A 12,075-nucleotide genomic window follows, 5' to 3' on the forward strand; every position below is an offset into this window, starting at 1 on the left:
TGATATTCCGTCAGCTGACGAAATCCTGCCGTTTTTTAATCGGCAGCCATATCTCTGATCTGTTTCTGCATATTTTCAAGCTTTGTTCTGACAGAGCCGTCCAGCATATTATCGCCGCAGACAACTATCATTCCGCCGATAATTGCGGGGTCGGTCTTTTCCACAAGGTCGATAGTCTTATCGTACTTCTTAGAGAGCTTCTCGATGAGCCGCTCCCTTGCGCCGTCCTTCAGCGGAACAGCGGTGGTAACAGTAACTTCCGCAATGCCTGCGTCCTCATAATAGCCCTTTTTCAGCTCAGCAGCTATCTTGCCCAGATAAGCACATCTGTTTTTCTCAGCGAGCACGCAGAGAAAATTCAGAGCAGAGGCGGATATCCTTCCCTCAAAAACAGACTTTATAAGCTTGGTCTTTTCATCGGGGGTCATTGACGGAGATGACAACAGCCTTGCAAAATCACGATTTTCATCGAATATCCCGCTGAGCGCCTGTATCTCCTCATGAAGCTCTTTAAGATTACCGTCCTCACGGCCTATTTCCAGCAAAGCCTGCGCATAAACATTTTCAACCGAACCTGCCATAGCTGCACAACCTTTCCTGAAAATTACTTGTCGCCGTCATCATCAAGCTCGCCGATAAATTCATCTATCAGGCGATCCTGCTCCTCATCGGTGGAAACCTCCCTGCCGATGACCTTGCCTGCGATATCCACAGCCATATCGGAGATCTGATCCTTGATCTTATTGACAGCACGCTTGCGTTCTCTTTCGATATCCGCATTGGCCTTGGTAACGATGCCCGCAGCTTCGTTTCTCGCCTCGGCGATGATCTCGTCGGAGCGGAGCTGAGCTCTCTTGGAAGCAGCCTTTACCATCTCGGCAGACTCTTCCTTTGCGCCCTCCAGCTTCTGAGTATATTCGCTTTCCATGTCCTTTGCTTTTTTAAGAGCCCGGTCAGCCTCGTCATAGGTCTTGGAGACCTGAGCCTTTCTTTCCTCTATGATCTTGTTAACAGGGCCGAAAAGAAACTTTTTGAAAATCAGAAACAGGATAAGAGTATTGCACAGAACGCCGATTATGGTGGAGGGTTCTATGCTGAAAAATTCAAAATTTATATCCATTCAGATATCCTCCCATTCCTGCTGAAGCAAATCAGCCCTCAAGATGCTTAAGGAACGGATTAACGAACAACAGAATAATACCTACCAGCAGGCCGTAAATACCTGTGGACTCTGCAACTGCGCAGCCGATAAACATTGTTGTTGTGGCAGAGGATTTTGCCTCAGGCTGTCTGCCGATGGTCTCGATAGCCTTGCCTACGGCGTAGCCTTCACCGATACCGGGGCCGATACCTGCGATAAGCGCAAGACCTGCGCCTATGCCCTGTCCTGCGAGAACGATAGCCTTTGCAAGAAGCAGGGTCTGTTCATATGTCTGTCCTTCCATTTTTATATACCTCCAAAAAAAGAATTTTGAGACTGAGTTATCACTCGTCCTTGCAGCCTGCGGCATCGCCTACATAAGCCATTGTCAGCATTATGAATACATAAGACTGGATAATGCCCGAGAAGAAATCGAAGTAGATCGACAGCGCAGCGGGAACACCAATCTGGAAAATGTGGAAATAGTTGAGTGCAGCCAGATGCAGGCTCAGTGCATTATAAACCACATTGCTCAGAATGGTAAGGAAAGCGTAGATTATCGTTGTGATTATCATACCGCTTGAGATGTTGCCGAACATACGCAGCGCCATAGCCACAGGTGTTGCTACTTCACTGAGTATATTGATCGGCGTGATGACAAAAACAGGCTCGGTAAAGCTCTTGAAATAACCGCCTATTCCGTTGGACTTTATCTTGTAATAGGTGATCATTATAAAGGTCAGTGCCGCCCACGTTCCTGTGCAGTTAATGTCAACCGTCATACTCCTGAAACCGAGAACGCTTATCAGAGAGCCGGTCAGCGCAAATGTAAATATCGTGGCAATGTAGGGCGCAAGCTTTACCATTCTGCTGCCCATATTTTCCTTGACAAGGTTATTGAAAAATGTCACGAACCATTCCGCAAGGACCTGCTTTTTTGATGTGGGCTTTACTTTAAGATCCTTTGTGAGCCATCTTATAAGTATATACAGCAGAATAATGAGCAGCCAGCCTGTAACAACGGTTTCCGAGATAGAAAATATCTCATTTCCGTCGCTGCCCAGCAGCGTTATCATTTTTCTGGGGCCTACCACATCTACCTGAAGCTCGGTGTCATAGAATTTCAAGACGGCCTCAGCCGCCAGAGCGGTTCCCATATATTTTCAAACCTCCCTTCATATTTCATGAGTGTTTCTGCCTGATGATCGCACTTCCTGTATAAAACGTCTTCGGATACAGCAGAGGGATAAACGTGCAGACGGAATTAAACAGGTCAGATCTGAAGCCCAGCACCAGCGCCGCCCCCATAACAGTCAGCCTGATAAGATAGAAGCTGAACATATATCGTTTGGCGCTTTTTGCCGTTCCTCGCTCCACGGCTCTTTCCGAGGACATACCCAGAAGGATAATGTTTGCGGTCATTGCCGCCGTTCCCAGAAGAAGCCCCAGAGGGATCTGTATATTAAGCCCGTAAAAGGGCAGTGCGGCCACGAATATCAGCAGATCCGCCAGCATTGCCTTGGGAAGCAGGAAGCGGAGCTGCTCATTTATCATATTGCTGAAAAGTTTTATCTTCATAGCTTGTACGACGCTCCTTTGCACCGCTTCGTAAAGACACTGCTATACACAATAATATTACAACAATCCTCAGCCAAATTTGCAATTTTTTTGCCGATTAAGTGGAAACTTTTTCTTAACACTTCCTTTATAGCTAAAAAACTTATTAAATCTGACCACGCAGCACCGCCGCAAAAGGCTTGTAATAGTCAAAAACGACGAATTTACGTTGTTGACGAAAATATTGCTTGACATTTGTGCATTTTTGTGATATTATAATCAAGCTGTGTACAGCGGGGCGTAACTCAGTTTGGTAGAGTGCTTGCTTTGGGAGCAAGATGCCGCAGGTTCAAGTCCTGTCGCCCCGACCATTGACGCCCGTATGGCGTTTATATAAAATGCCGTGCCGTGTGCACGGGTTTTGTATCCTGATGAGGAAGCTCATCGGATTTAAAATAAGCATTGGCGCTAAGGTCAATGCGGTTTGAGGAAGAGTTCCCGAGCGGCCAAAGGGGGCAGACTGTAAATCTGTTGCTTCGGCTTCGGTGGTTCGAATCCACCCTCTTCCACCAGGTCCCGTACCTTTCGAGGTGCGGGATTTTTTTGTCCTGTAAACAATATTATAGCTGAACGGTTGGTCATTTTCAATAGACAAAATCAGAAATATGACTAAATAAGCGTGTAGAATTTAAGCTATTCTGACAAGTAAAATTAAGGCATTTTAACGATAGCCTGTTTTTATGATCATATTTTCTGCCGTATGATGTCTTTATATTCCCACAAAATGTTTATTAGTAAAAAAGCTGTACCTATTTGGGAGTACAGAAATTTTATATGAGCTTGAACTTTGTTTAGGGGGTATGTTTGTCCGTACCTTCGCCTTACGGCGGAAACTGAAACGCAATTTCTGCGAAATTGCTCTCAGTTTCAAGCCGCCTGCACTTTAATAGTTTTTTACTTATATTGATAGAAAATACTCATTTGTAGGACTTTAAACTCATAGTGCAGGCGGCTTTAGGATTTGTTAGTCAGTCGGCTAATGATTTAATCATTTTGACCGCTCGCAAACGGATTTCGCAGGTAAACGTAGTTTACCACTGCGGCAACAGCGACCAGATGGCTCTGCCCTCAGTGGACTTCCTAAACCCTTTACCTTGCTTTTATTTGTACTGACTTTCTCAATAGCACGCTTATACACAAAAAGGCGATGCACTCTTTTGAAGAGTACATCGCCTTGATTATTATAACTGCGATCAATCGTGAACGGAGTAGTTGGGAGCTTCCTTTGTGATGTAGATATCGTGAGGGTGAGACTCCTTGAGACCTGCGCCTGTGATACGTACAAACTTTGCCTTCTCGTGAAGAGTAGGGATATCGGGGCAGCCGCAGTAGCCCATACCTGAACGGATACCGCCGACCAGCTGGAAGATAGTATCGGAAACAAGTCCCTTGTAAGGAACACGTCCTTCAACGCCCTCGGGAACAAGCTTCTTTGCGCCCTCCTGGAAATATCTGTCCTTGGAGCCGCAAGCCATAGCGCCCAGTGAACCCATGCCTCTGTAAACCTTGAAGCTTCTGCCCTGGTAAATTTCGGTAGCGCCGGGAGCCTCGTCGCAGCCTGCAAGGAGAGAACCGAGCATTACGGTGCTTGCGCCTGCTGCAAGAGCCTTTACGATATCGCCGGAATACTTGATACCGCCGTCTGCGATGATGGGGATATCATACTTAGCTGCAACGCACGCTGCATCATATACTGCTGTGATCTGGGGAACGCCGATACCTGCAACAACACGGGTGGTGCAGATAGAACCGGGGCCTATACCTACCTTTACGCAGTCAGCGCCTGCCTTGATAAGGTCCTCGGTAGCCTCAGCTGTAGCAACGTTGCCTGCGATGATAACTGCGTTGGGGAACGCATTCTTTATCTTGTCGATGCAGGTCATGATATTCTTGGAGTGACCGTGTGCGGAGTCGAGAACAAGCACATCGACCTGAGCGTCCAGCAGAGCCTTTGCTCTGTCGAGAACGTCGGCGGTGATACCGATAGCGGCGCCGCAGAGAAGTCTTCCGCTCTTATCTCTTGCGGAATTGGGGTACTGAACAGCCTTCTCGATATCCTTGATGGTGATAAGGCCCTTGAGAGTGCCCTCATCGTCAACGATAGGAAGCTTTTCGATCTTGTGGTTCATAAGGATCTTCTGAGCAGCCTCGAGGTCAGTGCCTACGGGAGCTGTTATCAGATTTTCCTTGGTCATTACTTCGGAAATGGGAGTATCGAAATTCTTGAGGAAACGAAGGTCACGGTTGGTAAGGATACCCACCAGCTTGCCCTTGCCGTCAACAATGGGCACACCGGAGATCTTGTACTTGCCCATAAGCTTGTCAGCCTCAGAAACCAGCTTGTCAGCGGTCAGGGAGAAGGGGTTAACGATAACGCCGTTCTCGGAGCGCTTAACCTTATCTACCTCGTCGCTCTGCTTTTCGATAGACATATTCTTGTGGATGATACCAATGCCGCCTTCACGTGCAATGGCGATAGCCATCTTAGCTTCCGTTACAGTATCCATTGCGGAAGTGATGATAGGGGTATTAAGGTAAATATCCCTTGCAAGCCTTGTTCTAAGGTTGATCATATTGGGTGTTACATCGGATTTTGCGGGGATAAGAAGAACATCATCGAAAGTAAGTCCTTCCTTACCGAACTTGCTTGACATATCCGTATCCAGCATTTTAAAATCATCCTCCAGTTCTCAGTTAATACTTTGCTTTCATTAAGGTATTTTATTTATTTTACTACTCTTTGCCCTTCAAGTCAACAGAGAAAGTGTAAAATCGCATAAAAAATTATACTCTGCTTACCAATGTTTTTTTGTGCATAATCACTTTTTGTTCTGCTCGCTGAGAAGATCTCTTATCTCGGTAAGGAGAAGCTCTTCCTTGGTAGGCTCGGGCTCAGCGGGAGCTTCAGGCTCAGGCTCTTCCTCGGGCTTATTGCCTATAGACATTGCCTTGTTTACAGCCTTTACCATTGTGAAGAGGATAACTGCCATGATAAGGAAATTAAGTACAGCTGAAATAAATGCGCCGTAGTCGAAGGAAACGCCGTTGATGGTGAACTGACCGCCCACAAGGATAAGGTTGCCTGCCTCATCGTGCTCACATCCGCCTGTGAGAAGTGCGATAAGGGGATCGATAAAGCTGTTGGTAAGGGCTGTAACGATGTTCTGGAACGCAGCGCCGATAATAACGCCGACTGCCAGGTTCATAACATTTCCTTTGGAGATAAACTCCTTGAATTCGGCTATAAGCCCTTTCTTTTCATTGTCTGCCATAATATTGACCTCCTGCATCCTATAAAATACAAATACATTATACCGTAAATTTATGTCATTTTAATTTATATTATGTTAGAAAATGTAAAGTCGGCGGTGTGATGCTGACAACACGACCCATACAACTGCAAAAGCCGCCCCCTTTTCGGAGACGGCTTTCGCAGTATATTAAGGATGGGGATAATTGATATCGTTTAGCTTTGCTAAACGATATCATATGAAAATGAAGAAGGCTTAATTTAGTTTGCCTCGGTACCGTCGGTAACGGGAGCCTCGGTCTGAGCGTTCTCAGCTTCGTCCTCGCCTGTGAGGGTGAGTGTAACATCAATGTTGCCGTCAGCTCTTGCAAGGGTGAGGACCATAGTGTCGCCGATCTTCTTGCCGCTCTTTGCGGAGGTAAGTTCGTCCATGGAGGTGATATCCTTGCCTTCAGCCGCAACGATAACATCGCCTGCGCTGATGCCCGCAGCATCGGCTGCGCCGCCCTCAACAACGGAAACTACCATAACGCCCTTGTCAACGGGGAGGTTATAATATCTCATCATAGCGCTGTTGATATCGGTGCCTGTAATGCCGATCTGAGGAGTGGTATTGGTAACATAACCCTTGTTCATAAGGTCGCTGATAAGTGGCATTGCATCGGAAATGGGGATAGCAAAGCCAAGACCTTCAACGGAGCTATCAACAAGTTTTGAAGAAGTAATGCCAACGACCTGCCCTCTGTCATTTACCAGAGGGCCGCCGGAGTTGCCGGGGTTGATGGCAGCATCTGTCTGAATAAGAGTCATGGCAGCGGAACCGCCATTTGCAAGCTCTACGTTGAGAGTTCTGTTAAGTCCGGAGATAATGCCCTCTGAGGTGGAAAGACCCAGTCCGAGAGGATAGCCTATAGCCACTGCCTTGTCGCCCATGGTAAGCTCATCGGAGCTGCCGAACTCTGCGGCGGTAAGGTTAAGACCTGTTGCATCTATTTTCAGAACGGCAAGGTCGCTGTTTTCATCTGCGCCGATTATCTCAGCCTCATACTCGGTGTTCTCATCGTTTGAAAGAACGATAGTCACCTTGTCGGCATTCTTGGTAGAAGTCTGGTATGAACCGCCTCTGCCGTTGCCGAAGAAGTATTCAAAAATGTCGTTGTAGTCGTTGTATCTGTTGTTGCCAAAGTTGTTGGAGTTGTTATTTACATATTCCTGAACCTCGGTCTGGATAACGTGTGCGTTGGTGATGATGTATCCGTCGGAGCTGAGGATAATACCCGTACCTGTTGCGGAGCTTTCGCCCGACTGTGTGGAGAATGTGGAATGTACGCCCACAACAGAAGGAGTTACCTTTTCAACTATCTGCTTTGTGGTAAGTGAGCCGTCGGAAGAAGTTGTGCCAAGCAGGCTGCTTACCATGCTGCTTGTGTCGTCCTTGACAGAAACATCTGTTTTATATTCGGAAGCCGTTGTGGAAGTTGTCTCTGCGGGAGCAGTCTCGGAGGATACGGAAGTATCAGCCGCAATGCTCTTGTCCGAAACCGCATTCTGGAGATATGCACCGCCGAAGCCCGAAGCGCCGCCTACGATAGCAACTGCAAGTATCATGGCGATAGTTTTTCCTGCGCCCTTGCCGCTGTTCTTCTTGCCGCCGTTATCCTCGGGGACATCAATATAATTGTAATTGTTTTCGTACATATAAATCATCCTTCCAGATCATTTTATTCTTTTGTTCTTTATTCTATGGGCCTCATCGGCTCATCTTTGTTTCTATGCTTATATAATAATGGCTCAATGTGTAAAATATGTGATATGTCATTGAAAATACTTAAAAAGCGTTATGAAAAACAGGTCATTAAAGGGAGCTTGCCCGCATATCTTATATCAGCTACACCTTAATTCTGTAAATACACAAGGAAATGGAGCGCTGAGATATGAGCAATGATCTGTCAACAGGAAGAGCAAAACGGAAAAGGAGCGCCAAGTGGATATTTCTGTCGGCGGCGCTGATAATTCTGGGCGGACTTGCACTGTTCGTGTTCACCGCAGGAGACAAAGCGGAAGCGGATAAGCTGTTCACCTTTGAATGCAATTCGGAGCGTGTGGAGTTTCTCAACAAGCAGGGGCTTATAGTCGAGCCAGACCCCCAGCGTGAGAAAATAACCATACCCGCAGAATTCAACGCCGCTTTCACGGAATATAACGAACTGCAAAAGCAGCAGGGCTTTGATCTGGAGCCGTATGCGGGAAAGGAAGTGACCAAATACACCTACACAGTCCTGAACTACCCCGACTATCCCGAAAATGTTGTTGTGGACCTGCTTTTTGACGACCACCGAATGATCGGCGCAGACATCACCTACAACGATGCGGAAAACGGCTTTACCCGTGCGCTTATAAATGATACCATGCAGTCGGGTCTGACTGTCACGCTGACGCAATAAATAAATGGCTGCCGTGTTAGATCGGCAGCCATTTATTTATATACCAATTATAGCCGAAGCCACGTCCTCGGCAGATATTCTGTATTCCCCGTCAGAAATGATACGGGAAAGCTTTTTTAGGCGTTCATCGGAAGCAAATTCCCTTTCGCCGCCGAAAACATCTTCTGCCGTAAATTTTTTATCCGAGCCGAAAAGGAAATTACAAGCGCTCTGGTTTTTCATATCCATTTCACAGCCTCTTTCATCAGTTTAATAACATCATTATCACTTATTATATCGGCAGAAAGTGTGAAAAGCTTAGTTTTTCAGTGCAAATAATTATAATTTTTCTGTATCGGATAAATATAGACAAATGTATGGTGGCAAATATGTGAATATATAACAAAAAGACTATGGCAGTATCATGCGTTTTGACCGTACCTGCGCCTTTCGGGAAAAGGCTTGACCCAAACCCTTTGCCTTGTGCTTATTTGTGCTGACTTTTTCATTTGCCTGCTTTATTGCAAAAAATGGCTGCTGCATCTTGTGCAACAGCCATTTTCTTATCTATTATTCTTCCGCACCTGTGTCATCAGCGCTGACAACGTCATCGCCAATATCCATGGAGAACCATCTGGGCAATGCCTGAACAAAGCTGTCGTCAAGGACATACATCTTGCTGTCATCATACACGCCAGAGGGTATGACCACCTGTGCAGGGGTGCTTGTTGCGTCCAGCACATATTCAATGGCGGGCTTTGCCTCGTCATAATCGTACTTGGTAATATCGGTCTCAAGGTCGCTGTTTATTACGGAGGTGAAAACGGAGTCAAGTCCGTCTCTCAGCATACCCGATGCGCCCGAGTTGATAAGATCAACGGTAATGGTTCCGACTACCTTGGCACGGTATTCCTCGCCGCCCTTGAAGTTGGGGAAGGTGAGCACCTTTCTCAGTGTTCCCGAATCAAGGGTCTGTCTGCCGCTTTTGATAATGGTGCTTTCCCCTGTTGTTTCGTTTTCATAAACCAGATTGTAGGGCACTTCATAATCCACGTTGCCCATGAAATTTGAGAAAAGTGTGAAGCTGTCCTTGGAAAACTTCATATATCTGTCGATCTCTATGCCCGTTGCGGCTGTTATCGCCTTTTTGGCATCGGAAGCTCCGCCTAAGCGGTAAAACTCATATATAGTGTTCACCTTGCCGTCAGCCTCCGCCTTAATATCCGACTGAAGAGGGACAATGACCAGCTTGTTTTCCGCAGGCACGAACCTTGCAAGCACAAAGCACACCGCCGAGCTGCGCTTTTCAGCGTCATATATGGCAAGCACAGTCTTGCTGTCCGCATAGCTGGGAGCATATTCCTCCGAAGTCGTGGTAACGGTCTGGCTGCCGTCGGGCTTTATGCCGCTCAGGTCGTCCTTAACGCCTGAATCGGTAAGGTATGACCTCAGCAGAAAAAATCCCGTTCCGCCTATTACAAGCAGCGCCACAAAGATAGTTATAAAATAAGTAGCCGCAATTTTTGCAGTTCTTTTCGACATATAATACACCCTTTCGGAAAATATCATTAAACATCAGCATAAGTATATCATATCCCCACGGCATTTGCAATAAAATATTCATTTTGATTACTAATTGTAATATTTATGTAATTATATACAGCCCGACCATTGGCAATTTATTTTGTTGTAAAAACAACAGACATTTGTGCGAGGGTGATGTATAATATCATCATAGCAATAAGCCCGATAATAATCGAAAGGAACAATATTATGATAAGAAAAATAATAAGAATAGACGAAGAAAAGTGCAATGGCTGCGGCGCCTGCGCAAATGCCTGTCACGAGGGCGCAATAGGAATGGTGAACGGCAAAGCAAAGCTGCTGAGAGACGATTTCTGCGACGGTCTGGGCAACTGCCTCCCCGCCTGCCCCACAAACGCCATATCCTTTGAAATGAGGGAAGCCGCTGAGTATAACGAAGCCGCCGTAATGGCAGCAAAAGCACCCAAACCTCTCCCCTGCGGCTGCCCCGGCACGGCTGCAAAGTCATTTGCGCATAAAAAGCCTGATCTTGGCACAGCCGAGAATTTCAGCGAAATAGAGAGCAGACTTAACCAGTGGCCCGTACAGATAAAGCTTGCCCCCGTCAATGCGCCCTATTTTGCAGGTTCAAGCCTGCTTGTGGCAGCTGACTGCTCCGCCTACGCATACGGCAATTTTCACCGTCATTTTATGAACGGAAAAATCACGCTTATAGGCTGCCCCAAGCTTGACGGCTGCGATTACACTGAAAAGCTCACCGCAGTGGCAGTAAGCGGCGGAGTGTCGGACATTACCGTGGTAAGAATGGAAGTCCCCTGCTGCGGAGGTATAGAGCTTGCGGCGAAAAAGGCTGCACAAGCGGCCGGAGTACCGTTCAGATGTGTTACCATATCCACTGACGGCAGGATACTGTAACTTAGAACCTGTCTTCATAAGAAATGTGTGCGGATTTTCGAGCATAATTTTGTTGCAGAGTAGGCAAAAATCCGCAGGCGGGCTTTCGCCCGGCAAGGATTTTTAACGCAGTCTGCGGCAAAATTTGCCGAAAAGACGTGCGCATATGCTTGTGAAGACGGGTTCTTATATTGGGATATCAATACTCTCACGTATCGGTCCGTAAATTCTTATACTTATTTGAGGCAGCTGATAATATCGGCTGCCTCATTTTGCGTAAAAGAGGATTGATTGCTCTCAAAAAAGTCAGCACAAATAAGCATAAGGCAAAGGGTTTAGAAAGTCCACTGAGGGCAGAGCCATCTGGTCGCTGTTGCCGCAGTGGTAAACTACGTTTACCTACGAAATTCCTTTGCTGACGGTTAAAGCAATTAAAACGTTAGCCGACTGATTAAAGTATGGCGGACAATATACCCAATCCCCACCGCAGAGCCAAGCAAAACTAACAGCAGATACTTGATATCGAAACGCCAGACCACAAATGAGAGGGGCGGCGGTGAAAGGTCCGAAACAATATTCAATACAGGAGATAAACAAAAAGTTAAAGACAAACTGTAAAAGCGGGCTTAGTGGGGGTGAGAGGGTAGGGAAAAGATGAGTGCTTGCCTTTTCAAGGCATGGAGAAACCGTAGGAGAGAGGGGGGAATGCCCGCTTTTGTTGGGTTTTGGTTTCCTCCCTCTCTCCTTAGGTGTCTCCTTTGCATGGTACGGACATATTAAATTGAAATGTAGAATAGTCCGTACCTGCGCCTTACGGCGGAAACTGAATTGCAATTTCTGCGAAATTGCTCTCAGTTTCAAGCCGCCTGCATGGAATAGTTTCGGGTTTATTTGAGAAATTATATTTGTTTGAGCGTTTTTGAAATCACGGTGCAGGCGGCTTTAGGATTTGTTAGTCAGTCGGCTAACGATTTTATCATTTATGCCGCAAGCAAAAAGATTTCGCTGTCTGCGGACAGCGACCAGATGGCTCTGCCCTCTGGACACCCGCAAGCCTTTCGGGAAAAAGGCTTGACCCAAACCCTTTGCTTTGTACTTATTTGTGCTGATTTTTTTATGATCTTTTTTCTCTCTAATACAGTTATTCTTGCCTTTTTGTATATCTATACAATTTTATACAGTTAGTATATTGTGATAAACAAATG

Annotated in this window: 13 protein-coding genes and 2 tRNA genes; 5 read left to right on the plus strand and 10 right to left on the minus strand. The window is 46.4% G+C overall.

From position 1 onward, the window contains the following. Positions 1-35: 35 nt before the first annotated feature. From atpH to OCV68_RS07560, 5 genes are read right to left on the minus strand one after another with little or no spacing between them, the layout of a single operon-like run. Entirely contained in the window at positions 36-581 is a 546-nt protein-coding gene (gene atpH / locus OCV68_RS07540; protein ID WP_022474664.1) for an ATP synthase F1 subunit delta, read from the minus strand. A gap of 23 nt (positions 582-604) precedes the next feature. Then, positions 605-1,120, minus strand: a complete 516-nt coding sequence (atpF, locus tag OCV68_RS07545; RefSeq protein WP_262571878.1) for a F0F1 ATP synthase subunit B — start codon at positions 1,118-1,120, stop codon at positions 605-607. A gap of 31 nt (positions 1,121-1,151) precedes the next feature. Further along, positions 1,152-1,445 (minus strand): ATP synthase F0 subunit C, encoded by a 294-nt coding sequence (gene atpE / locus OCV68_RS07550; protein WP_022474662.1) that lies wholly within the window; start codon positions 1,443-1,445, stop codon positions 1,152-1,154. A gap of 40 nt (positions 1,446-1,485) precedes the next feature. Beyond that, positions 1,486-2,298 carry a F0F1 ATP synthase subunit A gene (locus OCV68_RS07555; protein WP_022474661.1) on the minus strand — a complete coding sequence of 271 codons (813 nt, stop codon included), beginning with the start codon at positions 2,296-2,298 and terminating at the stop codon, positions 1,486-1,488. Positions 2,299-2,323: 25 nt separating this feature from the next. Then, positions 2,324-2,719: an ATP synthase subunit I gene (locus OCV68_RS07560; RefSeq protein WP_022474660.1), complete on the minus strand. Its 396-nt coding sequence runs from the start codon at positions 2,717-2,719 to the stop codon at positions 2,324-2,326. 273 nt (positions 2,720-2,992) lie between these two features. Here OCV68_RS07560 and OCV68_RS07565 point away from each other — a divergent pair. Further along, positions 2,993-3,069, plus strand: a tRNA-Pro gene (locus OCV68_RS07565). A gap of 117 nt (positions 3,070-3,186) precedes the next feature. Next, a tRNA-Tyr gene (locus OCV68_RS07570) sits at positions 3,187-3,270 on the plus strand. A 681-nt stretch (positions 3,271-3,951) separates the two neighbouring features. On the opposite strand, the gene guaB is transcribed toward OCV68_RS07570, so the two are convergent. From guaB to OCV68_RS07585, 3 genes are all read right to left on the minus strand, one after another. Beyond that, positions 3,952-5,427, minus strand: a complete 1,476-nt coding sequence (gene guaB, locus OCV68_RS07575) for an IMP dehydrogenase (protein ID WP_178086137.1) — start codon at positions 5,425-5,427, stop codon at positions 3,952-3,954. A 150-nt stretch (positions 5,428-5,577) separates the two neighbouring features. Continuing rightward, positions 5,578-6,030, minus strand: a complete 453-nt coding sequence (gene mscL, locus OCV68_RS07580; protein WP_262571880.1) for a large conductance mechanosensitive channel protein MscL — start codon at positions 6,028-6,030, stop codon at positions 5,578-5,580. Positions 6,031-6,269: 239 nt separating this feature from the next. Next, on the minus strand, positions 6,270-7,706 hold the full coding sequence (locus OCV68_RS07585; RefSeq protein ID WP_262571882.1) for a S1C family serine protease: 1,437 nt from the start codon (positions 7,704-7,706) through the stop codon (positions 6,270-6,272). Between the two features lie 236 nt (positions 7,707-7,942). Here OCV68_RS07585 and OCV68_RS07590 point away from each other — a divergent pair, with 236 nt between their 5' ends. Further along, complete coding sequence (locus OCV68_RS07590; RefSeq protein ID WP_262571883.1) at positions 7,943-8,452, plus strand: DUF4830 domain-containing protein; 510 nt, start codon at positions 7,943-7,945, stop codon at positions 8,450-8,452. A gap of 36 nt (positions 8,453-8,488) precedes the next feature. Here the strand turns inward: OCV68_RS07590 and OCV68_RS07595 are convergent, their stop codons facing one another. Together OCV68_RS07595 and OCV68_RS07600 are read right to left on the minus strand one after the other, a co-directional pair. After that, complete coding sequence (locus OCV68_RS07595) at positions 8,489-8,680, minus strand: flagellar biosynthesis anti-sigma factor FlgM (RefSeq protein WP_147622712.1); 192 nt, start codon at positions 8,678-8,680, stop codon at positions 8,489-8,491. 321 nt (positions 8,681-9,001) lie between these two features. Next, positions 9,002-9,973, minus strand: a complete 972-nt coding sequence (locus OCV68_RS07600) for an LCP family protein (protein ID WP_262571885.1) — start codon at positions 9,971-9,973, stop codon at positions 9,002-9,004. A gap of 231 nt (positions 9,974-10,204) precedes the next feature. Here OCV68_RS07600 and OCV68_RS07605 point away from each other — a divergent pair, with 231 nt between their 5' ends. Beyond that, the gene (locus tag OCV68_RS07605) at positions 10,205-10,891 is read left to right on the plus strand and encodes a 4Fe-4S binding protein (protein WP_262571887.1); all 687 of its coding nucleotides are present in this window, start codon (positions 10,205-10,207) and stop codon (positions 10,889-10,891) included. 888 nt (positions 10,892-11,779) lie between these two features. Further along, entirely contained in the window at positions 11,780-12,055 is a 276-nt protein-coding gene (locus OCV68_RS07610) for a hypothetical protein (protein WP_262571889.1), read from the plus strand. The last annotated feature ends 20 nt before the right edge of the window (positions 12,056-12,075 follow it).

Origin of the sequence: Huintestinicola butyrica (assembly GCF_025567215.1) — a bacterium.
Lineage (GTDB): Bacteria > Bacillota > Clostridia > Oscillospirales > Ruminococcaceae > Huintestinicola > Huintestinicola butyrica.

What these genes read in the sequence shown, in the direction of transcription:
- OCV68_RS07595 (WP_147622712.1), bottom strand. Translation starts at nt 8,680, where the DNA reads ATGGATATGAAAAACCAGAGCGCTTGTAATTTCCTTTTCGGCTCGGAT.
- guaB (WP_178086137.1), bottom strand. Translation starts at nt 5,427, where the DNA reads ATGCTGGATACGGATATGTCAAGCAAGTTCGGTAAGGAAGGACTTACT.
- OCV68_RS07600 (WP_262571885.1), bottom strand. Translation starts at nt 9,973, where the DNA reads ATGTCGAAAAGAACTGCAAAAATTGCGGCTACTTATTTTATAACTATC.
- atpH (WP_022474664.1), bottom strand. Translation starts at nt 581, where the DNA reads ATGGCAGGTTCGGTTGAAAATGTTTATGCGCAGGCTTTGCTGGAAATA.
- atpE (WP_022474662.1), bottom strand. Translation starts at nt 1,445, where the DNA reads ATGGAAGGACAGACATATGAACAGACCCTGCTTCTTGCAAAGGCTATC.
- OCV68_RS07555 (WP_022474661.1), bottom strand. Translation starts at nt 2,298, where the DNA reads ATGGGAACCGCTCTGGCGGCTGAGGCCGTCTTGAAATTCTATGACACC.
- mscL (WP_262571880.1), bottom strand. Translation starts at nt 6,030, where the DNA reads ATGGCAGACAATGAAAAGAAAGGGCTTATAGCCGAATTCAAGGAGTTT.
- OCV68_RS07585 (WP_262571882.1), bottom strand. Translation starts at nt 7,706, where the DNA reads ATGTACGAAAACAATTACAATTATATTGATGTCCCCGAGGATAACGGC.
- atpF (WP_262571878.1), bottom strand. Translation starts at nt 1,120, where the DNA reads ATGGATATAAATTTTGAATTTTTCAGCATAGAACCCTCCACCATAATC.
- OCV68_RS07560 (WP_022474660.1), bottom strand. Translation starts at nt 2,719, where the DNA reads ATGAAGATAAAACTTTTCAGCAATATGATAAATGAGCAGCTCCGCTTC.
- OCV68_RS07590 (WP_262571883.1), top strand. Translation starts at nt 7,943, where the DNA reads ATGAGCAATGATCTGTCAACAGGAAGAGCAAAACGGAAAAGGAGCGCC.
- OCV68_RS07605 (WP_262571887.1), top strand. Translation starts at nt 10,205, where the DNA reads ATGATAAGAAAAATAATAAGAATAGACGAAGAAAAGTGCAATGGCTGC.